30 protein-coding genes, 1 tRNA gene and 1 pseudogene are annotated in these 24,163 nt (G+C 59.9%); 13 read left to right on the forward strand and 19 right to left on the reverse strand.

Translation table 11 applies throughout. The features are described 5' to 3' along the window. Positions 1-13 precede the first annotated feature (13 nt). The 3 genes and pseudogenes from RAC97_RS20885 (at position 14) to RAC97_RS20895 (ending at position 1,278) form a co-directional block, all read left to right on the forward strand. Positions 14-89, forward strand: a tRNA-Thr gene (locus RAC97_RS20885). A gap of 161 nt (positions 90-250) precedes the next feature. Next, positions 251-468: pseudogene (locus RAC97_RS20890) on the forward strand (Arm DNA-binding domain-containing protein); the annotation flags it as partial. A 207-nt stretch (positions 469-675) separates the two neighbouring features. After that, the gene (locus RAC97_RS20895; RefSeq protein WP_375101539.1) at positions 676-1,278 is read left to right on the forward strand and encodes a DUF3885 domain-containing protein; all 603 of its coding nucleotides are present in this window, start codon (positions 676-678) and stop codon (positions 1,276-1,278) included. A gap of 216 nt (positions 1,279-1,494) precedes the next feature. Here the strand turns inward: RAC97_RS20895 and RAC97_RS20900 are convergent, their stop codons facing one another. After that, on the reverse strand, positions 1,495-2,826 hold the full coding sequence (locus RAC97_RS20900; protein WP_375101538.1) for a PLP-dependent aminotransferase family protein: 1,332 nt from the start codon (positions 2,824-2,826) through the stop codon (positions 1,495-1,497). Between the two features lie 83 nt (positions 2,827-2,909). Here RAC97_RS20900 and RAC97_RS20905 point away from each other — a divergent pair, with 83 nt between their 5' ends. Next, on the forward strand, positions 2,910-3,806 hold the full coding sequence (locus tag RAC97_RS20905; protein ID WP_375101537.1) for a DMT family transporter: 897 nt from the start codon (positions 2,910-2,912) through the stop codon (positions 3,804-3,806). Positions 3,807-3,924: 118 nt separating this feature from the next. Here RAC97_RS20905 and RAC97_RS20910 read toward each other — a convergent pair whose 3' ends face one another. The 7 genes from RAC97_RS20910 to RAC97_RS20940 all read right to left on the reverse strand — a co-directional run bounded on the left by RAC97_RS20910 (position 3,925) and on the right by RAC97_RS20940 (position 10,201). Further along, the gene (locus RAC97_RS20910) at positions 3,925-4,593 is read right to left on the reverse strand and encodes a c-type cytochrome (protein ID WP_375101536.1); all 669 of its coding nucleotides are present in this window, start codon (positions 4,591-4,593) and stop codon (positions 3,925-3,927) included. Positions 4,594-4,602: 9 nt separating this feature from the next. Beyond that, a complete protein-coding gene (locus RAC97_RS20915; RefSeq protein ID WP_375101535.1) occupies positions 4,603-5,601 on the reverse strand; it encodes a copper resistance protein B in 999 nt (332 codons plus the stop codon). Further along, a complete protein-coding gene (locus tag RAC97_RS20920) occupies positions 5,591-5,890 on the reverse strand; it encodes a hypothetical protein (RefSeq protein WP_375101534.1) in 300 nt (99 codons plus the stop codon). Before RAC97_RS20920 ends, RAC97_RS20915 begins: the two co-directional genes overlap by 11 nt. A 14-nt stretch (positions 5,891-5,904) precedes the next feature. Continuing rightward, on the reverse strand, positions 5,905-7,647 hold the full coding sequence (locus RAC97_RS20925) for a copper resistance system multicopper oxidase (protein ID WP_375101533.1): 1,743 nt from the start codon (positions 7,645-7,647) through the stop codon (positions 5,905-5,907). Between the two features lie 421 nt (positions 7,648-8,068). Continuing rightward, the gene (locus RAC97_RS20930) at positions 8,069-8,542 is read right to left on the reverse strand and encodes an arsenate reductase ArsC (RefSeq protein WP_375101532.1); all 474 of its coding nucleotides are present in this window, start codon (positions 8,540-8,542) and stop codon (positions 8,069-8,071) included. Positions 8,543-8,551: 9 nt separating this feature from the next. After that, positions 8,552-9,841: an arsenic transporter gene (locus RAC97_RS20935; RefSeq protein ID WP_375101531.1), complete on the reverse strand. Its 1,290-nt coding sequence runs from the start codon at positions 9,839-9,841 to the stop codon at positions 8,552-8,554. A 9-nt stretch (positions 9,842-9,850) separates the two neighbouring features. Further along, entirely contained in the window at positions 9,851-10,201 is a 351-nt protein-coding gene (locus RAC97_RS20940; RefSeq protein ID WP_375101530.1) for a metalloregulator ArsR/SmtB family transcription factor, read from the reverse strand. Positions 10,202-10,380: 179 nt separating this feature from the next. On the opposite strand from RAC97_RS20940, the gene RAC97_RS20945 reads away from it, so the two are divergent. Continuing rightward, on the forward strand, positions 10,381-11,517 hold the full coding sequence (locus RAC97_RS20945) for a sensor histidine kinase (RefSeq protein ID WP_375101529.1): 1,137 nt from the start codon (positions 10,381-10,383) through the stop codon (positions 11,515-11,517). Positions 11,518-11,546: 29 nt separating this feature from the next. Here RAC97_RS20945 and RAC97_RS20950 read toward each other — a convergent pair whose 3' ends face one another. Together RAC97_RS20950 and RAC97_RS20955 are read right to left on the reverse strand one after the other, a co-directional pair. Further along, positions 11,547-11,705, reverse strand: coding sequence for a hypothetical protein (locus RAC97_RS20950; RefSeq protein WP_375101528.1), 159 nt, complete (start codon positions 11,703-11,705; stop codon positions 11,547-11,549). A 36-nt stretch (positions 11,706-11,741) separates the two neighbouring features. Then, positions 11,742-12,035 (reverse strand): DUF6555 family protein, encoded by a 294-nt coding sequence (locus RAC97_RS20955; RefSeq protein ID WP_375101527.1) that lies wholly within the window; start codon positions 12,033-12,035, stop codon positions 11,742-11,744. Between the two features lie 256 nt (positions 12,036-12,291). Between RAC97_RS20955 and RAC97_RS20960 the strand changes: the two genes are divergently transcribed. From RAC97_RS20960 to RAC97_RS20970, 3 genes are read left to right on the forward strand one after another with little or no spacing between them, the layout of a single operon-like run. Then, positions 12,292-12,477: a hypothetical protein gene (locus RAC97_RS20960; RefSeq protein WP_375101526.1), complete on the forward strand. Its 186-nt coding sequence runs from the start codon at positions 12,292-12,294 to the stop codon at positions 12,475-12,477. Beyond that, complete coding sequence (locus RAC97_RS20965) at positions 12,474-12,623, forward strand: hypothetical protein (RefSeq protein ID WP_377748375.1); 150 nt, start codon at positions 12,474-12,476, stop codon at positions 12,621-12,623. Before RAC97_RS20960 ends, RAC97_RS20965 begins: the two co-directional genes overlap by 4 nt. Before the next feature lie 7 nt (positions 12,624-12,630). Then, positions 12,631-13,755, forward strand: coding sequence for a carboxylate-amine ligase (locus tag RAC97_RS20970; protein WP_375101524.1), 1,125 nt, complete (start codon positions 12,631-12,633; stop codon positions 13,753-13,755). A gap of 81 nt (positions 13,756-13,836) precedes the next feature. Here the strand turns inward: RAC97_RS20970 and RAC97_RS20975 are convergent, their stop codons facing one another. Continuing rightward, complete coding sequence (locus RAC97_RS20975) at positions 13,837-13,980, reverse strand: hypothetical protein (protein ID WP_375101523.1); 144 nt, start codon at positions 13,978-13,980, stop codon at positions 13,837-13,839. 265 nt (positions 13,981-14,245) lie between these two features. Here RAC97_RS20975 and RAC97_RS20980 point away from each other — a divergent pair, with 265 nt between their 5' ends. Genes RAC97_RS20980 through RAC97_RS20990 form a run of 3 tightly spaced genes read left to right on the forward strand, consistent with a single transcriptional unit; the run spans position 14,246 to position 15,352 of the window. Next, positions 14,246-14,377, forward strand: coding sequence for a hypothetical protein (locus RAC97_RS20980; protein WP_375101522.1), 132 nt, complete (start codon positions 14,246-14,248; stop codon positions 14,375-14,377). 13 nt (positions 14,378-14,390) lie between these two features. Then, positions 14,391-14,786 carry a low affinity iron permease family protein gene (locus tag RAC97_RS20985; protein WP_375101521.1) on the forward strand — a complete coding sequence of 132 codons (396 nt, stop codon included), beginning with the start codon at positions 14,391-14,393 and terminating at the stop codon, positions 14,784-14,786. A gap of 14 nt (positions 14,787-14,800) precedes the next feature. Continuing rightward, positions 14,801-15,352 (forward strand): ATP-dependent Clp protease proteolytic subunit, encoded by a 552-nt coding sequence (locus RAC97_RS20990; RefSeq protein WP_375101520.1) that lies wholly within the window; start codon positions 14,801-14,803, stop codon positions 15,350-15,352. A gap of 158 nt (positions 15,353-15,510) precedes the next feature. On the opposite strand, the gene RAC97_RS20995 is transcribed toward RAC97_RS20990, so the two are convergent. From RAC97_RS20995 to RAC97_RS21010, 4 genes are all read right to left on the reverse strand, one after another. After that, entirely contained in the window at positions 15,511-15,729 is a 219-nt protein-coding gene (locus RAC97_RS20995) for a general stress protein (RefSeq protein ID WP_375101519.1), read from the reverse strand. Positions 15,730-15,990: 261 nt separating this feature from the next. Next, positions 15,991-17,316: an SDR family oxidoreductase gene (locus RAC97_RS21000; protein ID WP_375101518.1), complete on the reverse strand. Its 1,326-nt coding sequence runs from the start codon at positions 17,314-17,316 to the stop codon at positions 15,991-15,993. 33 nt (positions 17,317-17,349) lie between these two features. Further along, the gene (locus tag RAC97_RS21005) at positions 17,350-17,583 is read right to left on the reverse strand and encodes a PLD nuclease N-terminal domain-containing protein (protein WP_010954786.1); all 234 of its coding nucleotides are present in this window, start codon (positions 17,581-17,583) and stop codon (positions 17,350-17,352) included. Between the two features lie 13 nt (positions 17,584-17,596). Beyond that, complete coding sequence (locus RAC97_RS21010; protein ID WP_375101517.1) at positions 17,597-18,799, reverse strand: zinc-dependent alcohol dehydrogenase; 1,203 nt, start codon at positions 18,797-18,799, stop codon at positions 17,597-17,599. 250 nt (positions 18,800-19,049) lie between these two features. On the opposite strand from RAC97_RS21010, the gene RAC97_RS21015 reads away from it, so the two are divergent. Then, the gene (locus RAC97_RS21015) at positions 19,050-19,559 is read left to right on the forward strand and encodes a ferritin-like domain-containing protein (RefSeq protein WP_375101516.1); all 510 of its coding nucleotides are present in this window, start codon (positions 19,050-19,052) and stop codon (positions 19,557-19,559) included. Positions 19,560-19,729: 170 nt separating this feature from the next. Here RAC97_RS21015 and cyoD read toward each other — a convergent pair whose 3' ends face one another. From cyoD to cyoA, 4 genes are read right to left on the reverse strand one after another with little or no spacing between them, the layout of a single operon-like run. Continuing rightward, a complete protein-coding gene (cyoD, locus tag RAC97_RS21020; RefSeq protein WP_375101515.1) occupies positions 19,730-20,068 on the reverse strand; it encodes a cytochrome o ubiquinol oxidase subunit IV in 339 nt (112 codons plus the stop codon). Further along, entirely contained in the window at positions 20,068-20,679 is a 612-nt protein-coding gene (cyoC, locus tag RAC97_RS21025; RefSeq protein WP_375101514.1) for a cytochrome o ubiquinol oxidase subunit III, read from the reverse strand. The genes cyoD and cyoC overlap by 1 nt, the downstream gene beginning before the upstream one ends. Before the next feature lie 3 nt (positions 20,680-20,682). Then, entirely contained in the window at positions 20,683-22,656 is a 1,974-nt protein-coding gene (gene cyoB, locus RAC97_RS21030; protein ID WP_375101513.1) for a cytochrome o ubiquinol oxidase subunit I, read from the reverse strand. Positions 22,657-22,661: 5 nt separating this feature from the next. Further along, the gene (gene cyoA, locus RAC97_RS21035; RefSeq protein WP_375101512.1) at positions 22,662-23,585 is read right to left on the reverse strand and encodes a ubiquinol oxidase subunit II; all 924 of its coding nucleotides are present in this window, start codon (positions 23,583-23,585) and stop codon (positions 22,662-22,664) included. Between the two features lie 218 nt (positions 23,586-23,803). On the opposite strand from cyoA, the gene RAC97_RS21040 reads away from it, so the two are divergent. Beyond that, a complete protein-coding gene (locus tag RAC97_RS21040) occupies positions 23,804-24,100 on the forward strand; it encodes a hypothetical protein (protein WP_375101511.1) in 297 nt (98 codons plus the stop codon). Positions 24,101-24,163 lie beyond the last annotated feature (63 nt).

Below are 24,163 nucleotides of genomic sequence, written 5' to 3' on the forward strand. Positions count from 1 at the left end.
GCGGTGCGCACAGGCCGGTGTAGCTCAGTCGGTAGAGCAGCGCACTCGTAACGCGAAGGTCGCAGGTTCGATTCCTGTCTCCGGCACCAGTTCAGGTTCCAGCGAAGGCTACCAAAATCTCTGGAACCCCCGTAAAACCCGCCTTCTGGCGGGTTTTTTCGTTATGGCGTTCCGTCGGAATCCGACAGCTGCCAGCCGATCTAGGGGTAACGCTTGGGATAAAGTCGATTCGATAAAGGGGTTTACCCTTATGGCTCGTACTACTGCTCTCCTGACCGACACCGCATGCCGATCGGCTAAACCTACTGACCGCCCCACAAGCTTTTCGAGGGTGACGGTCTTTACCTCTTCGTTTACCCCAATGGCCGCAAAGGCTGGCGCTTCCGGTATGTGAAACCGGATGGGCGCGAGGGGCTGACCTCGTTTGGCAACTATCCCGTCATCGGGCTTGCAGATGCAGCCCGTCGTTAGAGAAGCCGGGATCCTCAAATGCCAAACTAAGATCGGATAGATAGTCACGACTGACCGCTTTCGACCCATAGCTGCCCTTCGAAAAAATACCCGAGCTGTGGCTGGAGGTGGGAGGTAGCCTGCTTGGATTTGATACATTGGCTCACGGACAACATCCCCCCATTCTGATGATGCCCACTTTCAAGGATTTTTAGGGAACTGCTTGTGAGCCTTAGAAATAGGATTTGGCAAATTTTCGGCCCTACAGTCTTCAACAGACCACTTTTCTATTCATACCGTGGCGGCCTGCGCTTTGGACTTTCTGAAGGCGGAAGCGCGACCGAGCAACTACGGGTAGCGCTTCGCAAGTCCAAAGTGATCTGTAAGGATATCTTTGTTGACGACCATCCTGTGGCCGCCTGCCTACGCATCTACTCCGACGACAATCGCTTCCGCCATCGGAGGAGTCTTCTCGCCCTCAAGCATGCAGGCATTCACATCCCTACCCAGCGATGGTTATGGCTCGAGGAAAGGGATAGGGATGATTGGTGTGATGAGTCAGGGCCGGATTACTGGTTGTATCTTGCCTTTGAGGCGTCTGTCAGATCGATTGAAGCTCTGCTGTCCTGTGCGCTGGCAAAAGATCTGGGCTTAGATAGCGAACCTTACTGCGACGTCTATTTATTCAACTTGGAGAAAGGTATCGTGGCTTTTCCCTATGATGACAGAGGCATGGATGTCGTTGGCCCTAACACAGTCGCCCTTCGTAATCTTTATTCTGTGCACCAGAAATACCTGCTGGATTACGACCGAGCAATCATGGAATAAACGTTTGGCCCAGTTGCGGGAGAATTTTGACTCTCCAACGTAAAGCTTCCTTGTGGAAGCGTGACAGCGCTGGCCCAAAGCTGCCCTCCACCAAGGGCAGCTTCGGGTCGATTGCGGTCAGTCGTGACCGGCAGCTTTCGACCCAAAGCAGACGTTGGTGGAGGGCAGCTTTCGGCCAGAAGCGGCCATTGGTGCAAGCCCATGTCTAGCCAGAAGTCATGAATAAAAGCCGACAATTGAAGCCACACGTTTCAGGGCAGATGCCAGCGACTGCATATCAACTGAGCCAAGTGCCAGGCGCAATGCGTGAGGTACGTGCGGTGAGGTGGAAAAGGGCTCTGCCGTAGAAACGGATATTTGCTCCTGCATGAGCGCCATCGTGATCCGGTCGGCGCGTGCCTCCTCGGTCAGCGGTAACCACAGGAAATACGAGAACGGATGACTCACGTAGTGAATGCCTTCAAGTGCTGTCGCCGCTAGTGCTTGCCGTGCCTGTGCATCCCGGCGCTTTTCCACTTCCAGCCTGGCAACCGTGCCGTCATCCAGCCACCCCGTGGTGATAGCGGTTAGGATGCCCGGCGTATTCCACGTGGTGGCACGAATCGCTCGCTCCAGGTTTGCAATCCGTTGAGCCGGCGCGGCGACGAAGCCAACACGCAGACCCGTTGCGACGCTCTTCGAGAACCCAGAGACGTACACCGTCCGCTCTGGGGCAAGCTGCGCTATAGGGGGCGGGGCGGCTTTGACCAGATAGGCGTAGGCTGCATCCTCGATAATAGTCAGGTCATGTTTTTTGGCGATGGACACCAGGAGCTCTCGCTCGGTCAGCGGCATCACCCAGCCAAGCGGGTTATGCAAGGTCGGCATCGTATAGATCGCGCGAACAGGTCTGCTTCTGCAAAGGCGTTCCAGGGCGACGAGGTCGGGGCCGTTCTCCGCTGAGGGCAGTGCGACAATCTCTAGGTGCAGGGACTCGGCAAGCACCTTGAAACCCGGATAGGTCAATGCATCCGCAGCGACGACGTCACCAGGCCGCAACAGTCCCATCAGCGTCACTGCAAGGCCATGCTGAGCGCCATTCACTAGCAGGACGCGGGACGGCTCGATGACGAGACCTCGCGCCTGTAGGTGCCGCGCTACTGCTGCGCGCTCATGCAGCCGGCCACCGTGGGGCTGATAGCGCAGGAGAGATTCGAGATCGCCTGACAGAGCGAGTTGCCGGAGCGCCGTGCGCAGCAATTCCGCTTGGCCGGGAAGCGAGGGGTAGTTGAAGTTGAGGTCGATCAGCCCAGCGGCGACATCCTGCTGGTCGATGCCATGGCCCTGGGGGAGGGATGTCTCGCGAACGAAGGTGCCGCGCCCTGTTTCTCCACTCACAAGCCCCATCTGCTCAAGCTCGGCGTAGACACGACTGGCGGTTACCAGCGCGACCCCGTGCTGCTTCGCAAGCTCTCGGTGGGTTGGCAGACGCGTGCCAGGAGTGAGCCTGCCGGTGCGTATATCAGCGGCAAGCGTATCGACGAGAGCTTTGTAGCGCGACCGAGGCATGGAAAGCGTATCCAGTACAATTTTTTGATTGTATTGCTGATCGAATCGTACGCTTCTTTCGTCCCAACAACGAGGTACGAGCCGTGCGTGATACCGCAAACTTATCCGGTCAGGTCAGAGGTAGGAGCGCTAGCGGCTGGCTCAATGGACTGATTGGCGTGCTGATTTTCAGTGGCTCGCTTCCAGCTACCCGAGTCGCCGTCATGGCGTTCGATCCGGTATTCCTGACAGTTGCGCGCGCGACCATTGCTGGCCTGCTGGGCGCGGTGCTCCTCGTGCTGTTTCAGGAGAAGCGCCCGACCCGCCAACTGATTATTCCACTGGCCGTCGTTGCACTGGGTGTAGTTGTTGGATTCCCACTGCTGACGGCAATGGCATTGCAGTATGTAACCTCAGCGCACTCCATTGTCTTCATTGGCTTACTGCCTCTTGCCACTGCGGCGTTTGGCGTACTGCGTGGCGGTGAGCGTCCGCGATTGGCCTTTTGGATATTTTCCATCCTGGGGAGCCTGCTGGTCGTCGGCTTTGCTTTTTCTCAGGGGCTGACTGCCTCACCCGAAGGCGATGTCCTGATGTTGCTTGCGATACTGGCTTGCGGGCTGGGATATGCTGAAGGCGCCAAACTGTCGAAGGTACTGGGCGGATGGCAGGTGATTTCCTGGGCGCTGGTTCTTTCGCTGCCAGCAATGGCCGCACTGGCGTTCTACAAGATGCCGGTAAGTTTCACAGGCATCTCGGTACCCGCTTGGATAAGCCTCGGGTACGTGTCCTTGTTCAGCATGCTGATCGGCTTCGTGTTCTGGTATCGCGGCTTGGCTCAGGGCGGGATTGCCGCGGTTGGTCAGTTGCAACTGCTGCAACCATTCTTCGGCCTTGCGCTAGCGGCGACCTTGCTGCACGAAAGCGTGAGCATCACGATGCTCGGTGTGACAGTCGCTGTCATTCTTTGCGTCGCTGGCGCGAAAAGGTTTTCTAAGTAGCGACTGCCGATGTGCTGTAGCGGTTGAATTTGGCCGTTAGCAGCCTTTCGCGAATGACCGCTAGGGGGCGTTTTTTGTCGTCCAACCAAACCAAGGCCTGCAGCGATGCAGGCCTTGTTTATTTGCCATGATCGTGCGCCTTCCCATCTTTATGCACATGAGTGTTGGCAGCAGAGCCTGTGGGGTGCTCCGAATGCCCCCCTGCGGACTTGTCATCCCCGTGATGCTCCGCTACCGACGCAGGCTCCGCATGTGAGCTGCCACCGCCATGTTGGTGACCACCACTGGAAGCCACCATCATCCGGTATTGCTCAGCATCAAGTTGCGGCAGCTGGTCCAGGAACGCGACGATGCCCCAGATGGACGGGTCATCCATGCTCTTGCCCCAAGCAGGCATACCTGTGGCTTTGATCCCGTGCTTGATGATCCAGAACGCCGCCGCAGGGTCGCCACTTGCGCCGGTATCGGTGAGGTTTGGTGGGGAGGGGTATAGGGCTTGGCTGAGTTCTGTTTTCTGCACCCCAGGGGCGAGGTGGCAAGCGATACACATGGCGTTGTAGTTGCCTGCCCCTGCTTGGATAAGAGCAGGATCCTCAAGGTTTGGCACTTCAATGCCGCGGGCCCGGACTTCGATCGAACGATCCCGCGCCATGGCCAGGAACGCGTGCACTGCGGGAAAGTGCGGGTCATCCGCGGCTACGTTCACAACACCGAAGTAAGCGGCCCCAAGCACCGCCGCACTACCAACCGCGCCCGCCGTCACCAGCGTTGTAATTGTTCTTTTCATGGTGAGTTCTCAAAACCACATTCGAATACCGGCGACAAAGCGAGCCTCGTCCACATCCCCGCCTTCATCGCGGATGAAATCGGCGGTTCTGCCGTACGAGCGGCTCCAAGTGACACCTATATAAGGTGCGAACTGTCGAACAACTTCGTACCGTAGCCGCAGCCCGACTTCCGTGTTCGCCAGGCCAGAGCCGACGCCGCGCTCCGGATCGTTCTTGCCATAGAAATTGGCCTCGGCGGTTGGTTGAAGAATCAAACGATTGGTCAACAGGATGTCGTACTCACCCTCCAGTCGGGCGGCGGTCTGACCGTTCTCGCCGATAAACGCCGTGGCTTGCGCTTCGAAGTCATAAAGAGCCATGCCCTGAATCCCGAACGCGGCCCAGGTCTGGGGATCTTCCGGTTTGAAGTCCTGCCGGACGCCGGCGACTACATCCCACCAAGGGCTAACGGCGCGGCCGTAGAGGAGCTGTAGCTCAGCATCTTCGGTCACCCCATTGGTACGTTCACCTTCCGAGCGGATCCAGAGCCTATCGATGTCGCCGCCCACCCAACCGGATGCCTCCCAGGCAAGGGTGCTGCCTTCTTCGGCGTCCTGGTATTCCAGCTGGTCCAGCAAGAAAAAGCTGTTGAGGCCGCTGTCATCCATCTTGTGCCCTTCAAGCGGGGGGAAAGCCGCCTGGCGGTCAGCGTCAGTCAGCACCGGGATTGGCGTGCGGCTGGTCGTGGTCGGCGAATCAGTTTTGCCGTGTCCCATCGCGGAATGATCCATCGCACCGTGGTCCATCGCACCGTGGTCCATCGCAGCATGATCCGTGCCTTTCATGCTGCCATGGTCCATCTTGCTGTGGTCCATCGGGGCGGATTTGGCTTTGGGCTGGCCGTGGCCCATTGCCGAGTGATCCATCCCGGAATGGTCCATTTCACCGGCAAAGCTGGGCGCAACGCCCAGCGCGCCTAGCGAAACGGCCAATACCAGCAACGATGGTCGTGCAACGCTACTGGCCATTTTTCCCTGCCTTAGCTTTGTCGCTGCCATGCGATTCCATCATCTTGCCGTGGTCCATGCCTTCCATGGCGCCGTGGTCCATGCCTTTCATGGACCCGTGATCCATGCCTTCATGGTTCATGCCCTGGGCTTGCTGGCGCTTGGAGCCGTCCGATCGGGTTGCGTCGGACGGCTTTTGAGCGTGCTGATCGTGGTTGTCACTGGACCAGGAAGACGGGGCGTGCACCGCGAGCAGGGCAGCCACTGCGGCAGACAAGAAAAAGGCGCTTCGTTTCATTGGTTTGCTCATCGCGTATCTCCAGTTCATTCGTCCACGCGGACTTCTCGGAACATGCCCATTTCCATGTGGTACATGAGGTGGCAGTGGTAGGCCCAACGCCCGAGCGCATCTGCGGTGACCCGATAGCTACGTTTCGAGCCAGGCGGCATATCGATCGTGTGTTTGCGGACCATGAAGTTGCCGTTCTCATCCTCCAGGTCACTCCACATGCCATGCAGGTGGATGGGGTGAGTCATCATGGTGTCGTTGACCAAGGTGATGCGCAGACGCTCGCCGTACGTGAGCCGCAGCGGTTCAGCGTCAGAGAACTTGATGCCATCGAAGGACCAGGCGAACTTTTCCATATGGCCGGTGAGGTGCAGTTCGATGGTCCGGCCAGGTTCACGGCCGTCAGGATCGCTAAAGGTGCTGTGCAGATCCGAATACGTGAGAACCCGACGCCCGTTGTCGCGAAGCCCGATCCCCGGATCGTCCAGCTTTGGCGTCGGGGTCATGGTCTGCATATCGACCAGAGGATTGTTTGTTTCGGAGGCGGGATGGCTCTGCATGGCACCGCGGGCGGCCATGTTGGCGTGGTCCATGCCCGCCATCTGGCTGTGGTCCATATCGGCCATGTGGCCGTGGTCCATGCCGCCCATGCTGCCATGGTCCATCCCCATGTCGTCCATGGCGATGAGAGGCCGTGGGTCTACCGTCGGCACCGGGGCCTGCAGGCCCTCACGGATAGCCAAGGTCCCTCTTGAATAGCCGGTGCGATCCATCGACTGAGCAAAGAGGGTGTAGGCCTGCTCGTCTTCAGGCTCGACAATGACATCGTAGGTTTCGGCAACGGCAATCCGGAATTCATCGATCGACACAGGTTTGACGTACTGACCGTCGGCTGCGACAACCGTCATTTTCAGGCCGGGAATCCGCACGTCGAAGTAGGTCATGGCCGAGCCATTGATAAAGCGAAGACGAATTTTCTCGCCTGGCTTGAAGATCCCCGTCCAATTCCCGTTCGGCGCCTGGCCGTTCATGAGGTAGGTGTAGGTGTACCCGCTCACGTCAGCGAGATCGGTGGGGCTCATCTTCATCTCGGCCCACATCTTCCGATCGGCCATCGCGGCAGACCAGCCTTTCTCGCTCACATCGTCGACGAAGTCGCCAAGGGTGCGCTTGTGGAAGTTGTAGTAGTCCGATTGCTTCTTGAGCTTGGACATAACCCGCGCGGGGTCTTCGTCCGTCCAGTCACTCAGCATGACGACATAGTCGCGGTCGTAGGTGAACGGCTCTGGGTCCTTGGCATCGATCACCAGTGCGCCGTAGACACCGACCTGCTCTTGGAAGCCCGAGTGGCTGTGGTACCAGTAGGTGCCGTTCTGGTGGACCTTGAACTTGTACTCATACATGCCATCGGGGGCTATGCCATGGAAGCTTAGGCCCGGCACGCCATCCATGTTCGCCGGCAGAATGATGCCGTGCCAGTGGATGGAGGTGTCCTGCTTCAAGCGATTGCGTACCCGGAGGGTGACTGTGTCGCCTTCCCGCCAACGCAGTATCGGCCCTGGTAGCGAACCGTTGATGGCCATGGCGGTACGAGCTGCGCCGGTAATGTTCACCGGCAGCTCCCCGATGTACAGGTCAAAGTCAGTGCCGGTCAGTACGTTGGGCTGGCCGGGGCTGGTTACAGCCCAGACCGGCGCGCGCCACATACCCAGCCCACCCAGTAATCCGGTAGCAGCCAGGCCTTTGACGAATGAACGTCTCGTGGTTTTGCTTTGCATGCGTTGCGTCCAGTCAGGTAGATCGCTGATATCCAGGCTGCGGGTCGCGCAACCACCTGGTTCAATTGAGCTTCCCCCAAGCCTCGTAGGCATTTGCCAAAGCACAATCGGGGAGACATGCCCCTAAAGCTGACATAGTTCAGATTCCGGGGTGATTACATTTCTGTAAGCTCACCTCGGCAGCCCTCGTGTGCTGATCGTGGCAAGGGCTACCTGATGGATGTCTTGAGCAATGCGCTCCCGATCATGGCGCGTACATGCCATGGCTGGATGGGGAGAGGCACTGAGGAGGGGCGCCGGACCGTGAACGAGCGCTCCCGATCCGGTCACTGGAGAGGCAAGATGCGCGGCGTGTGGCTGGAAGGGCGACCTGGCTGAGCTTGTCGAGGGCCGCGGCGACGAACGATTCCAGTTAGTTCGCTCAGCAGAGCTCCCCGATCCGATCCAGTGCGTGCTTGAGCTGCGCAGGGCTGAGGGCGCTGTGGTCGAGGGCAAAGAATGCGGCGAAGCGCTTGCGGATGTGGCTCACGGTCGCATCGAAGGCCGCCTGCACTTGCTCATCGCTTCCTTGAACATCGGAAGGGTCGGCAAGTCCCCAGTGGCTCTTTATTGAAGGCCCGAAGTACACCGGGCACGGCTCACCGCCGGCCTTGTCGCACACGGTAATCACGATGTCCGGTGGGTTGTCCCGGAAGCTTTCCGAGCCTTTGCTGTATAGCGCGCGAGTATCCACTCCAAGGCTATTCAGCGTGCTGACGGCGCGTGCGTTCAAGCGTCCACTGGGGAAGCTGCCGGAGCTCACAGCGGTCATGCCTTGGGGAGCATCGTGGTTGAACAGGCCTTCGCAGAGCACGCTGCGGCAACTGTTGGCGGTGCACATGAACAGCACTTTCATGGGGGGCTCCTAGGCGGGGAAGGTCAGCCGCAAGGCCAAGGCGGCCAGGGTCACGAGCAGGATAGGGAGGGTGAGGAGGGTGCCCACCTTGAAGTAGTACCCCCAGGTGATGCGGATGTTCTTCTGCGCAAGTACATGCAGCCACAGCAAAGTGGCAAGGCTGCCGATGGGCGTGAACTTTGGGCCCAGGTCGCAGCCGATCACGTTGGCGTAGACCATTGCGTCATGGATCAAGCCTGTAGCATCGCTGCCTTGGATCGAGAGGGCGCCGATCAGCACGCTGGGCATGTTGTTCATTACCGAAGACAACAAGGCTGCCGAGATTCCCGTGCCAAAAGTGGCTGCCCAAAGCCCATGCCCGGCGAAATAACTGAACAGTATGGAAAGGGCATCGGTGAGCCCGGCGTTACGCAAACCGTAGATGACCAGGTACATCCCCAGCGAGAACACCACCACCTGCCAGGGAGCATGCTTGATCACCTTGCGTGTGGAGATGACGCGACCTCTACCTGCGATGATCAGGAGGATGACGGCACACAGGGTCGCGATGACGCTAACGGGAATTCCCAACGGCTCCAGCGCAAAAAGGCCGGCCAGCAACAGGACAAGTACCCACCAGCCCGCCACGAATGTGGCCCGGTCACGAATGGCCCGCTCGGGGGCGGTCAGTTGTTTGGGGTCGTACTGGGCGGGAATGTCCTTGTGGTAGAACAGCCAGAGCATCAGCAGCGTGGCGGCCACGCTGACCAGGTTCACTGGCCACATGACAGAGGCGTACTCGCCGAAGCCCACGTCGAAGAAGTCGGCAGAGACGATGTTCACCAGGTTTGAGACGACCATGGGCAGGCTTGCAGTGTCTGCGATGAATCCCGCCGCCATGACAAAGGCGAGGGTGGAAGCAGGGCTGAAGCGCAGGGCGGTGAGCATTGCGATAACGATGGGCGTGAGGATCAGTGCCGCGCCATCGTTGGCGAACAATGCCGATACCGCAGCGCCCAACAGCACCATCAGGGCGAACAGGCGTCCACCTTTTCCACGGCCCCAGCGCGCCATATGCAAGGCTGCCCATTCAAAGAAGCCGGCCTCATCGAGCAGAAGGCTGATGATGATGACCGCGATGAAGGTGGCCGTGGCATTCCACACGATGTGCCATACGGTTGGAACATCACCCAGGCTGACCACGCCGGTAAGTAGGGCCAGGATTGCGCCCGCGGCGGCACTCCAGCCAACGCCAAGGCCCTTGGGTTGCCAGATGACCAGTGTGAGTGTGAGAACGAAGATCAGGCCAGCGGTGAGCATCTGTGTTCCTCAGCAGCACGAAACCTGGCGGACGGGGCGGCCTTCCATTGAAGCAAGGCGTCCCCGACCGTCATCAGCCCAGGCCTGGTGCGCCTCGAGCGTTACCTGCAGGACACCGCGGATCCACTCGGGAAGCGCGGGATGAAGACGGTAGTAGATCCACTGGCCCTGGCGGCGATCCTCCAACAGCCCGCAGGCCCGTAGCTGGGCCAGGTGTCGAGACACTTTCGGCTGATTGTCATCCAGCGCCCAGATGAGTTCGCACACGCAAAGCTCTCCTTCGGCGAACAGCATCAGCATGATCCGTGCGCGGGTTTCATCGCCGAGGCACTTGAAGACAGCGGGAGGAGAGAGGGGCATGGCACGCCTATTGAATATGGAAATTCGAATATTCGGATTTACGCATATAAAGCCCGCGCTGTAAACACGCGAGGGGATTTCCGTCCTGCCCCAACCGTTAGGGAACTTGGGCAGGAAGATGTTGCAAAAGTGGATTAGGCTGGTTAGCGATCATGGCTCAACCAGGCAGGAGGCTCGTCATGCGGCTCGCTGATTTCATCGAAACTAACCTCGAGCCGATCCTGCAAACGTGGGAAAACTTTGCCCGGCATGTAGAAACGCCTCTGCCGAGCCAAGATGCCCAAGGTTTGCGCAATCATGCCGAGCATATCCTCCACGCCGTTGCCGCTGATATCCGAACCCCTCAAACCGAAAGGGAACAGATCAGGAAATCCAAAGGCCTGGCTGCGGCAAGCCCCGATGAAACCGCAGCTCAGACTCATGCGGTATTGCGGCTGATCGATGGGTTCACCATGGATCAAATGGTCTCCGAATACAGGGCGCTGAGGTCCAGCGTGCTGAGGCTGTGGTTAGCCTCCCCGGAAATTGACCTGCTGCACCAGGTGGACGACATGGTGCGATTCAACGAGGCCATTGACCAAGCGCTCGTGGAGTCGATCGCGTCCTATGGGCGCGCTGTCGAGTTGACCAGAAAAATGGTGCTGGGCGTGCTTGGCCACGACTTGAGAGCCCCCCTGAGCGCCATTTTGATGGGCTCTGACCTCCTTGCCAACAGCCGCAAGCTGGAGGGAAGGGAAAGGGATATTGCTGTTCAAATTGGAGTCAGCGCGCGGCGAGGCACCCGGATGGTCAATGACCTGGTGGACTTGGCCCGCTTCAACCTTGGAATCGGTATTCCAGTCGTGCGGGTTTCTGCCGATCTAAGCCGAATTTGCAGAAACGTCATTGGCGAAATCAGCGTCGGTCAACCCGAAGCAAGCATTGAGTTCATCAATACGCGACCCGTTCACGGCCAGTTCGATCCGGATCGTATGGCTCAGGTGTTCGCCAACCTCATCGGCAATGCGGTGCGGTATGGAGATATAAAGCGCCCTGTCCAGGTGACACTGGAAGAAGAGGGCGCTTTTGTTCGCTTCGAAGTGAGAAACCTGGGCACACCCATTCCCCCCGCCGCGATGCCCTATTTGTTCAACCCCGAGGGCCGCTACTCCAGCTATTCAGGAAATGAGGCTCCACCGCAAGGGCTGGGCTTGGGCCTGTTTATCGCCGCACAAGTCGTGTCTGGCCACGAGGGCAAAATCAGCGTGGAATCGACGGTCGAAGAGGGAACGTGCTTCAGGGTTGATATCCCTCATCGCCCCCGGTCAGTCGAATAGGATTGGGCAGGCATGCAGCGCATGAATAGCTAAATCGATAGGTCATCGTCCTGGATGTCTTCTTCTACCTCGGCGGCATCCGTGGCATCGGCGTCATTCAAGGGCGGCGAAGCAGGCTTTTCGGGGTCGTTGATGAAGGGGACGTCGCTTGGCCCCTTCTCTTCGGTGCCTTCTGTTTTGGGCTGCATTTCATGATCTCCAGGTTAGTGAGGCAGTGCGAGACGCTACGTCTCTTCAGCAGCGCCTGAGAACTTTCCGACATCAATAGGCGGAGGGACAAACTCAGGGCCATCGCCGGCCAGCCGCCACCTCACGTTGGTAATCCCGTAACGCTCGGCCATAGGGCGACTGACCAGTTTGATTTTGTGCTGGCCGAACCTCGGGATAATCCCGACGCCAGCGTCGCAACTGGCCCAGTGCCAGGCCACTGCGTTGTCCATTTTTTCCAGGCGGATGATGAATGTCCGGGGCTCTGCGTGAAGCTCATACTCGACCACATACAAACGAAGTGCTGGCACAAGAGTTCTCCTTAGCTCATGCGCTATGGAGCCAAGCGCCGCAGAGAAATTCCATCGAAAAGCCAGGCGGCACGCATTTGGCCAAAAGCGACTACTTTTGCACGGCGCAAGCGTGACTGCGCCCGCTTGTCGCAAGGGTGGGAGGATGAGCGGTAGCTCGCAGAACCGCTCATCTGCTGGGATGGAATCAAACCGAATCCCTCGGGCGGGATTGACTCGGTGCTTGTAAGTGTTCTCAACGAACGGCGAGCCCATCATGAACAGGAATCTATTGGCCACAGCGCTGCTAGGCGCCATTGTTGCGCTGCTCAGTGGCTGTTTTGACCGCGATGACGATCATCCCGCGAAGGATGCCGACCCCAGCAAAGCATCGCTGCAGATGCAGCAACCCAAGCCGCCTGAGACCCACTCATCCCCTGGCACCGAACCGCGGGATCAATGAGCGAGGTAACGGCCATGCTGGCAGTGATTGCAGCAACCTATCGCAACGGCGCAGGGGCCGAGCTGTCGCTACAGCCGAGCCAACCCGGCTACGCGCAGGTCGAGCCCATCGCCGCCGTGGCCCTGACCGTCCCGCGTCGGAGCTGATGTCGCCATGGCGCGGCCTAGCACGTTTGGCATCGAGGAAGAAAATCTGCTGGTCGACCTGGAGACCGGCCGGGTCATCGTCGCGCCTTCACTGGCGGTAACCCGCTGTTGTCGCGATGCATTGGGGCCTTGGTTCGCCGAGGAAATGTTCCTCAGCCAGGTCGAGATTGTTTCCCCGGTATTTGACACGTTGCACCAGGCTGGCGGCTTCTTCACCGAGCAGCGCCATTGCTTGAGCCAGGCGCTGGCCGAAGAGGGCGTGGGCCTGTACTGCGCGGCTAGCCACCCCAGCGCCCAGTGGTTGCGCCAGCGCCCGCGTGACTCTTCGCATTTCCGCCAGTTGTTCAGCGACTACCGGATGGTGGCCCAGCGCAGCCTCTTGAACGGCTTGCACGTGCATGTCGGGGTGCCGAATGGCGTTGATCGCATGCAGGTAATCAACCGTGTGCTGTACTGGCTGCCCTTGCTTTTGACGCTCTCCACCTCATCTGCGTACTGGGGCGGGCAGGATACCGGGTACATGAGCTACCGACGTGTGGTATGCGCAGAGTGGCCGCATATGGGGTTGCCGGAGTCTTTGCCGGACTGGAACGCTTACGAGCGCTACCGGGCGCTGCTGCAACGTACAGGCAGCTTGGCCGAGAATGGCGACTTCTGGTGGGCGATCCGGCCATCGCGACGCTTTCCGACGGTCGAGTTGCGTATCTGCGATGGCTGCCCGCGCCTGGACGATGCCCTGGCGGTTGCCGGTCTGTTTCGTCATCTCGTGGAACGTGCATTGAATCGTAGCCATGGCCTTGCGGGCCCCGAGATGCGTTGGGTTACCCAGGAGAATTACTGGCGTGCCCTGCGTCATGGTCGCCATGCCACCTTTATCGGCATCCACGAACAACAGCCCGTTAGCGCTGAAGCCTGGCTGGCGCAGTTGCAGATGCAATGCCCGGCCGACACCGCTGATGCCGAGCGCGCCTTTACGCGGGCCCGGCGCATTTTGCGCGATGGCACCAGTGCCGACCGCCAGCGTGCAGCCTATGCGCAGGCCCGAGAAGACGGCCTCGATGACCGCCACGCGATGCGCAGCGTGGTGGAGCAAGTCATTGCCGAGCACCTGTCGGGGGGCGGATCAGCTTGAACAAACCCATCGCAGCTCGCACCTGATGAAGACCCAGGCTGCGCTGGCGCTCAGGTGTCGTGATTCGGTGCGAGGGGCGTGTCATCCGTCGGATTGCTCTTCGGGTGGCACCTGGCCTTCCGGCCAGTCGGGCGCTTCCTGTTCGGGTTCGGGCTTGGGTACCTTTTCGCCGGGGTCATGCGGAATTTCATCGACATAAGGGTCTGGATGGTTGGGGTCGATCATGGCCTGCCTCCTCGTCGAGGGCGGTAGCTTTCGCCCTGGTCTGTGTTCAGTTGTGACTGGGCAGCCCCTCATCGCGCTGCAAAGATTCCTGCGTTTTCGGACCAGTAGCCTGAAGGACCGCAGCGCCAACATTTAGCGGTTGAACAACAGCGGTGCAGTGTCAGGGGAAGTGCAGCGGGCTGCCCGCCGACAGGGGAGAGAAAACCGGAACTTTGCCTGCGCTACGGGCCTCCACCGCATGCCAGGGTGCAAATGGAGGTAAGCCATGAACAGCGACCATGATTTCGACGACCATCAACCCGAGCCCTCGATGCAACCGGATGACGACGAGCCGGAGGTGCAACCGGACGACCCGGATATCGAAGGCCTGCCGGGTGAAACCGGCAACCCGGCCTGAAGGAGGGCTGGCCATGAAATTCGATCGTTTTGCCCAATGGCTGGCCAATCGCACTGGACGCCCGGTGACCTTCGTCATCGCGGTGATGCTGATCATCGCCTGGGGCGTCAGCGGGCCGCTTTTCCACTTCAACGATACCTGGCAACTGGTGATCAACACCTCGACCACGATCATCACCTTCTTGATGGTGTTCCTGATCCAGAACACCCAGAACCGCGACAACGATGTACTGCACATCAAGATCGACGAACTGCTGCGCACCACCAAGCGGGCGCACAAGGCGCTGCTCGACCTCGAGGACTTGGGGCCGGCCGAGCTGCATGCGCTACGCAAGCAATATCAGCAGATGGGCGAGCACGACCCGGCGACACCGGGCAGCGACGCCACGGAAAAAAAACCGCCTGACTGACCCTGGAGGACGGCATGGCCAGACACATCATCCACTACACCGGCCCGATCAACTCCGCGACCTGCGGCAACCTCATCAATACCTGCTCCAAGGCGCTGCAGCAGGGGGCCGAAGTGTTGCAACTGAACATCGCCACCATGGGTGGCGAATGCAGCTACGGTTTCACCCTGTACAACTTCCTTCGCGCCTTGCCGGTACCGGTCCATACCCATAACTTGGGCACGGTCGAATCGATGGGCAACATCCTGTTTCTGGCTGGTGTCCACCGCACGGCCTGTGCCTGCAGCAAGTTCCTGTTCCATCCCTTCCACTGGACTCTGCACGGTTCGGTCGACCATGCGCGGATGGCCGAATACGCCATGAGCCTGGACTACGATCTACGCCTGTATGCGCAGATCGTCGCCGAGCGGACCGAAGGCTCAAGCGACGTGCTCGACGTGCCACGCTATCTGATGGCCTATCCGCGCATCCTGGGGCCGGAGGAAGCATTGGCCAGCGGGATGATCCATGCCATCGACGAACTGCCCATCACCGCTGATGCCGTGCAATGGAGCGTGCATGCATGAAGGGTGCGGCCAGGGGTTCAGACGCGGCTTGGGCACGCTCACGGATCGAGCGTTCAGCCGCAGCCGGCCCCTGCCGAGGGTACAGAGAAAAGATCCAGTGAAGGGACTTCAGGAAAAAAGCCAGGGCAGGGGATGCCCTGGCGCTGTGTAACTACTCGTTAGCGGTTTTGGCTACCACGACCGCCGCCATGACTGGACTTGCCGCCTTTGCGGCCAGCCTCCGATGCGCGCTCACGATCGTTGCCAGTGTTGCCCCCAGAACTCTGGCCGCCTTTGCGACCGGCCTCCGACGCCTTCTCGCGGTCATTGGCAAAATTGCCTGGGTTGTTTTGTGCACTACCACCTTGGTTGCCACGATTGGTCTGGTTGTTAGCCATGATCTTCCACCTCATGTCGCTACACAGGAAAGTCTGTGTTCAATTAGGACGTCCCGTATCAGGCGTTCGCTCAATGGCTTTGCGCTGGGGCCGACGGGGTGCGCGAAAGAAGCGGTGCAAGCGTCTGTGGTGCCCACAAGCTTTGTTCGCGAACGTTTGGGGAGGGTTTGGTTTGTATCGGGTGGATTGGCGCAAGGAAGGAGGGATGGCCGTCGGCTCGCAAGAACACGCCGTCCACCCCCGGCTACGAAAACCGTAGCTCTAGTGGTTTCTGCTTCGGGAACGAGTCATCGTCAAACCCAGCAGGATCCCGAGCGCCGCCGCGCCGAGTAGCAGCGGCATTTTGTTTTTCGGGTGCCTCCAGCCACCGTCGATCCCCCTCCTGCCACGCGGAGGCTGGAAAAGGTTGCCTGACGATGCTTCGGCGCTGGGGCTGCGATCAATGCCGCGACGCGTCAGCCACCCCGACAACAGAGGCAGCCCCGGTACCAGGTAGCTGGCCAGATGCGCGAGGCGAGCGGTAGCGCCGACGGTGGTGTGAGCTTGAGGTGAGATCGCGCAGGCCACCATGGCCTTGGCCACCCGCTCGGGGTCATATACAGGGCCTGGCGGTTTCAGCGCATGTCCCGTGTAGTTGCCGCCGTCTCGAAAGCCCGGTGTGTCCATGACGGCAGGATAGATATCGCACACATGGATGTCGGGAAACTCCGTCAACTCACCGCGCAACGCGTCAGTCAGCCCACGCAAGCCGAACTTGCTCGCCGAATACGCGGCTGCATAGGGTTGGGCCACCCAACTGCCCAGTGACAGCGTGTTGATCAGTATGCCGCTACCTTGCGCCTTGAAGAGTGGAATCGCTGCATGGGCGCCACGCAGGTAACCGATCAGGTCGGTCTGAATGACTTGCTCATGGGCTTCCAGGGGCGTTTTTTCGAAATTGCCGACCGCGCCCACGCCGGCGTTGTTGACCCAGATGTCTATCCGTCCATGGCCAAAATCTGCGGCCTTTGCCGCCAGCGCTTGAACCTGGTCGCTGTGGGTAACGTCGGTCGTAATCGCTATGGCGTCGGTACCGCAATCGGTGCATTCATCCAGGACGTCGAACAGCGCTTCCTCATCGCGTGCCGCCAGCACCAGGCGTGCACCTTTGCAGGCAAATGCATGGGCGGCTGCTCGGCCTATGCCGCTGGAAGCCCCCGTGATCACCACGACTTTGTCGCGCAGCGGCCCCTTGATCGGATAGCCGCCCTCGTGGGCCTCTCGTCCTGTGGCAGGCGTGCTGGGGTCAAGAGCAGCAATGGGTTCGCTGGCCTCGATCCGCGAGATCTCCAGAGCGGTGCCATCCACCAGGGTTAGCATCAACCCTTCAACCGTGCCTGCCTCGCGGTTTGGAAACACGGGTTCACCTTCGGCATCCAGGCTGTCGTAGATGAAGCGTGTGCCTTCCAACCACCCCACGGCGGTCAGAAGCTCAGGGCCGAGGTAATACTTTCCGTCTTGAAAGAAGCCTGGAAACTGATGTGCCCGCTCCACGTTTTCCACGCGATAGCGTTCGCCTGATTTCATGCCTGTCGCTTGATCGATCATGTTGCAAACCCCTTTTGGCTGGACGGCGAAACGTCAGCCTTTGCTGTGCTCGTCAGAAGTAGGTCCGGTGCCTCGCTTGATGCCTCGCGGGCCAGCAACGCCCCAGATACCCAGGCCAACAAGCGGTAGCGCCACTATCAAGAGGGCCCAGGCCGCTTTGACTGCATCCGTCTTGTCGCTGCGGAACACGCTGACGATGGCCCACAAATCGATGAGCAGAAGAATTGCCGCGACGGCAATCCAGAAGTAGCTGGCGAGACCGTTCATGATCTTGGCTCCTCTACACATGGCCCGGGCCGAGGGTGCCCGCGGCAGCGCCTGGCACAAGGATGACCTTGCGGCAGTTGTCCTGCTTCTGATCGAACATCTTGTAACCCATGGCTGCCTCTTCGAGTGCCAGCCGGTGGGTGACGATCAGTTCCGGTTGCAGGCGTCCCGCTTCGATGTGCTCCAGTAGTTCGGGCAGGAATTTCTGCACGTGGGTCTGGCCCATCTTGAAGGTGAGGCCCTTGTCGAAGGCATCGCCGAACATGAAGGCGTGGATGAAACCGGCGTACACACCTGGCACGCTGACGACCCCGCCACGACGAACCGCAGCGATACTCTGGCGCAGCGCCTTGCCACTGCTGCCTTCGATCTTCAGCGCTGTCATCACTGTTTCGGCCGTGCTGCCTTTGGCCTCGAAGCCGACTGCGTCGATCACCGCATCGACGCCGCGCATGCCTGGCGTCTGACGGATGATGCTGTCCGCAGGATCATCGTCCTGCTCGAAGTTGATGGCGATGACGCCGTAAGCCTCTTGTGCGTAGGCCAGGCGGTAATCGTTGTCATCGACCATGAAGATGGTCTGGGCGCCGAGCATTCGCGCACAGGCGGCGCTCAGCAAGCCCACTGGCCCGGCGCCATAGATCGCCACCGATGAACCCTGGCCGATCTCGGCATTGGTGACCGCCTGCCAAGCGGTCGGCAGAATGTCCGAGAGAAACAGCACCTTGTCATCGGCCAGGGCGGTGGGCACTTTGAATGGGCCGACGTTACCCTTGGGCACCCTGACATAGTCAGCTTGCCCGCCAGGGATACCGCCGTAGAGATGGCTGTATCCGAACAAGGCGGCGCCCGGCGGAATGCTTTTTTTATTGATGATTGCGCCCCGCCCCGTGTTGGTGGTTTCGCAAGCGGCAAACAGGTCGTGCTGGCAGAAGAAGCAGCTGCCGCAGGCGATCACGAATGGAATCACCACGCGGTCGCCGACCTGAAGGTTCGTGACGGCGCTGCCAGTGTCCTCGACGATGCCCATGAACTCATGGCCGAAGATGTCGCCAGCTTCGGTTTCCGGAATTTTGCCTCGATAGAGATGAAGGTCCGAGCCGCAGATGGCTGTGGCGGTCACCCTGAGGATGATGTCATCTGCTTGCTCGATGATGGGGTCAGGGACGTTATCTACCCTGACGTCATGTGCTCCGTGGTAGGTCAATGCTCTCATGAGTATCAGCTCCTGCAGCCGAATATTTCCGTGATAGGTATGCAGGGGAAGCCATGGCAGTCAGCAAAGTTCAGATCAATAAGTCCGACGGTATCGGATACGGGTCCTGCTGCTGCCAGACCCTGGCTGAATACGCTCTCTTGGGCCTTGCCGTGCTGGCGCGCCTGGCACCATTCGTCGATCCATCCGACCGAAGTAGCCACTGGGGTTCTCTGAACAGATACCCATCACTGGAAGCGAGGTACTGATCATGGCAACTCCAACGGATAACCTGCTCGACTGGCTGCGGGATGCGCATGCCATGGAGCAGCAGGCAGAAAGCATGCTCAAAGGCCAGGCAGAGCGCCTGGAGCACTACCCTGAGCTCAAGGGCCGCATCGTCAGGCACATCGAAGAGACCCATGGCCAGCAGCGCCTGCTGGTGGAGTGCATCGAGCGTCTGGGCGGCAGCACATCGACCTTCAAGGACCTGGCCGGCAAGCTCATGGCATTCGGGCAGGCAGTGGGCGGGATGACCATGAGCGACGAGGTGGTCAAGGGCGCCATGGCGGGGTACGTGTTCGAGAACATGGAAATCGCTTCCTACACCGTGCTCATCGAAGCGGCCGAGGCGGTCGGAGACAGTGCCACCGCGCAGGCTTGTCGCTCGATTCTCAAGGAAGAAGTGGCGATGGCCGAATGGCTCAAGGAACATCTGCCGCAGATAACCCGCGCATTCCTGGCCCGCTCGGCCGACCCTGACGCCGAAGCCAAGCGCTAAGGGTACGACCTCGCGCCGGAGCACTTCCGGCGCGAGCATTGCGCATTGCTGCGTACTGTCGACCTTGCCGAACTCCGCTCCGGTTCGAGGTCGCGCCTGCTGACGCTGACCACCAGCCCGTGGGCTTCAGGCCGTTTGATGAAGAGACGCCGCCCTTGGGCCTCTGCGCTTCACAAGCCGAGCATGTTGAAGTGCACGTAGTACATGATCCAAAGCGACAACCCGACCAACAGCACGATGATCACCACGGTGAACACCAGTGCCACCATGCTCCAGCGCTGCTCGCGCGCCGTGCCCAGATGCAGGAAGAACACCATGTGCACCAGAATCTGGATGACTGCGCAGGCCAGCACGAGAAGAAAGGTGGCGCTGCGCGGCAGGCTCGGGTACATGGCCAGCCCAAAGGGAACAAACGTCAGCAGCGCAGCCAGCACGAAACCGATGTTGTATGTCCTATGGCTCGACTGGCTGGCGCCGGCACTGCTGTGAACCTGGCTTTCGCTGCTCATCAGATCACTCCGAACAGATAGACGACGGTGAATACGCACACCCACACGATGTCGAGGAAATGCCAGAACAGACTCAGGCAGCTCAGCCGTGTGGAATTGACGCAGCACAGGCCGCGTTGTTGGACTTGGAGCATCAGCAGCGCCATCCACACCAGGCCGATCAGCACATGCAGGCCATGGGTGCCGACCAGGGTGAAGAACCCCGTGAGGAACGCGCTGCGCTGCGGCCCGTAGCCCGCGGCGATCAGGTGATGGAATTCGTTCACCTCCAGGGCGATGAAACCCAGGCCCAGCACGAAGGTGACGCCCAGCCACTGCAGCACCCGGCGCTTGTCCTTGCGGTGGTTGGCCAGCATGGCGTAGCCATAGGTGATACTGCTGAGCAGCAGCACGCTGGTTTCTCCCAGCACATACGGCAGTTCGAAAATGTCCGCTGGGCCAGGGCCGCCAGCGATGGACTGGCCCAGCACCGCGTAAGTTGCGAACAACGTGGCGAACAGGATGCAGTCGGTCATCAGGTAGATCCAGAAGCCGAACAGGCTCAGTGAGCCCGCATCCTCGTAGCCTTGCTCCTGCTGGTGAGCGCTTTCGTTCAAGACGATATGCGACATGGCTCAGGCCTCCGCCATCAGTTGACGCCGTTCGGTTTCCACGCGTTCGACTTCCTCGGCCGTCACGTAGTACTCGGTATGCTGGTCGTAGCTGCGCACGATCAGTGTCGTCACCGTGGCCAGCAGGCTGGCGATCACCAGCCACCAGATATGCCATACCAAGGCGAAGCCCAGCACGGTGCTCAAGGCACCGATCACGAGCCCCAGGCTGGTGTTGCACGGCATGTGGATCTTGCGAAAGTCCGCCTCTATCAGGGTTTTCACGCCGCGTTCCTTCATTCCCCAATAAGCGTCAATGCCATGCACCACCGGTTGCTCGGCGAAGTTGTAAAACGGCGGTGGCGAAGCGGTGGCCCATTCCAGGGTGCGTCCGTCCCACGGGTCGCCCGTGCGGTCGCGGTTTTCGTGGCGCTTGCGGATGCTCACGATCAGTTGCATCACCTGGCAGGCTACGCCGCACAGGATGATCAGCACGCCGACCATTTCCAGCAGCAGCAACGGCCGCCACTCCGGCACGTTGAAATGGTTCAGGCGCCGGGTCATGCCCATGAAGCCGAGGAAGTAAGACGGCATGAAGGCGAGGTAGAAGCCCGCCAGCCAGCACCAGAAGGCGGCGCGGCCCAGCGGGTCGTAGAGCTTGAAACCGAACGCCTTGGGGAACCAGTAGGTCAGGCCGCACAGGTAGCCGAACACCGCGCCGCCAATGATCACGTTATGGAAATGAGCGATCAGGAACAGGCTGTTGTGCAGCAGGAAGTCGGCGCCCGGCACCGCCAGCAGCACCCCGGTCATGCCGCCGATGCTGAAGGTGACGATGAAGCCCACCGTCCACAGCATCGGTGTCTCGAAGCGCACTCGGCCGCGGTACATGGTGAACAGCCAGGTGAAGATTTTCACCCCGGTGGGAACGGCGATGATCATGGTCATGATGCCAAAGAACGCGTTGACGTTCGGCCCGGCGCCCATGGTGAAGAAGTGGTGTACCCAGACGATGAACGACAGCAGGGTGATGACGATGGTCGCCCACACCAGCGAGTAATAGCCGAACAGGCGCTTGCGCGAAAAGGTCGAGGCCACTTCCGAAAAGATGCCGAACGCCGGCAGGATCAGGATGTACACCTCCGGGTGGCCCCAGGCCCAGATCAGGTTGATGTACATCATCGGGTTGCCGCCCATCTCGTTGGTGAAGAAATGCATGCCCAGGTAGCGGTCCAGGCTGAGCATGAACAAGGTGGCGGTGAGAATCGGGAACGCGGCCAGAATCAGGATCGAGGTGCACAGCACCGTCCAGGTGAATACCGGCATGCGAAACAAGGTCATGCCGGTGGTGCGCATCTTGAGGATGGTGACGAAGAAATTCAGCCCGGTCAGCAAGGTGCCGACGCCGGATATCTGCAATGACCAGATGTAGTAATCCACGCCCACGCCAGGGCTATAGCCAATGCCGGACAAGGGTGGGTAGGCGACCCATCCGGTGCGGGCGAATTCACCGATTCCCAGTGAGATGTTCACCAGCACGGCCCCGGCAACGAACAGCCAGAAGCTCACCGCGTTGAGAAACGGATAGGCCACGTCGCGAGCGCCGATCTGCAACGGCACGACGATATTCATCAGGCCGACCACGAACGGCATGGCCATGAAGAAGATCATGATGACGCCGTGAGCGGTAAAGATCTGGTCGTAGTGTTCTGGCGGCAGATACCCGGGCGAACCGTCCGACGCCATGGCTTGCTGGGTACGCATCATCAGCGCGTCGGCAAAGCCGCGCAGCAGCATCACCAGGGCGACGACGATGTACATCACGCCGATGCGCTTGTGGTCGACCGAGGTGAACCACTCCTTCCACAGATACGTCCATTTGCGCTTGCAGGTAATCGCCGCAACGCCGCAAAAGCCGATCAGGCCGACCACCGCGAGGGTGTACATGATGATGGGCTCGTCCAGGGGAATGGCGTCCCAGCTCAATTTTCCGAACATGTGCGTCACTCCTTGCTGCCTTGCGGCGATTCATCGTCAGGAACACCCAGGCGGCGTTCGACGTCGCGCGAGCGGTCGATACCCCGGTACTTGTCGATCAGCGACTGGAACAGCCCATCGTCCACCTTGGCGTAGTGCTCCACGGGGTGGGCGACGCTGGGTTTGGCCAACTGCGCATAGCGCGTCTGGTCGAGCCGGTGCTGTGACCCGCGTACCTTTGTTACCCAGGCGTCAAAGCCAGCCTGGTCGAGTGCCAGGGCCTTGAAATGCATGTCGGAAAAACCCGGCCCGTTGTAGTTGGCGGCGATGCCGGTGTAGGTGCCCTGGTGGTTGGCGACCAGGTGCAGCTGGGTCTGCATGCCCGCCATGGCGTAGATCTGCCCGCCAAGCGCCGGGATGAAGAACGAAGTGATGGCGCCATCGGAGGTCACCCGAAAATCCACTGGGGTGTCCACAGGCATGGCCAGTTCATTGACCGAGGCGATGCCCAGCGCTGGGTAGACGAACAGCCATTTCCAGTCGGTGGCGATCACCTGCACTTTTATCGCAGGGCGGTCGGCCACAAGTGGGCGGTACGGGTCCAGCGCATGGGTGGAGCGCCAGGTCACGACGCCGAGCACGATGATGATGAGCAGCGGCACACCCCAGACTACCGCTTCGATGGCGGGCGAGTGGCTCCAGTCGGGGGTGTAGCGCGCCTTTTTATTGGAGTCGCGGTAATGCACCGAGAACAGCAGCGTCATGATCATCACCGGGACCACCACGATCAGCATCAGCAGCGTGGCCAGGATGATCAGGTTGCGTTGTTCCAGTCCAACCTGGCCTTTGGGGTTGAACAGCACCATGTCGCAACCCGACAGTTGCAAGGCGATAAGGCCCAGCAACATCAACCCGAGCAGCCTTGCGACCTTGAAGAATCCCGTGGCCATGATCTCGTCCTGTAGAAAGTTGCCAGATGTTTTGCTTGTGGCGTTAGAAGGACAGCGACGAAACAAAGGTTGTAAGAGATTTGCGGATTGACGACGAATGGGATGTACAAGAAAACCATTTTGTACAACTCGGCCGACTGTCCGACGGCGTCATTTGATTTGGACTGATCAAGCGCTGGAGGTGATCTACCGCTGACAACAACGGCGAGGGCAGGCAGATGAAAAGAAGAGGCAAAACCTATACACAGTGGTGCGACCCGATCCTGCACCACCAAGTCCATGAGGAAACGCTCGATAGCGGAACCTGCCTCGAGGTGCAGGCGCGCTTGTCACGCACGGGCGCCACTCAGTTGTTCATCGGCGTGTATCGCGCCGATGGCTCGGTCGTGTACGAGCAAGCCTATGCCCGACGCCCTGGCGAAACCATGAGCCGGGCGTTGGTATGGGGCGTCGGATATGCCAGGCGAGTCGCTGCCGAAGGCAAGGCGCTGGATGTCGAACCGGCTAGAAATTGAGGCGCGAGGAGGCCGGACGAGCAGTGGTCTTCTATTTCAGGTGCAATGGGCAAGCCGTGGCGA

The organism is Pseudomonas sp. LS_2 (genome assembly GCF_042709235.1).
Classification (GTDB): domain Bacteria; phylum Pseudomonadota; class Gammaproteobacteria; order Pseudomonadales; family Pseudomonadaceae; genus Aquipseudomonas.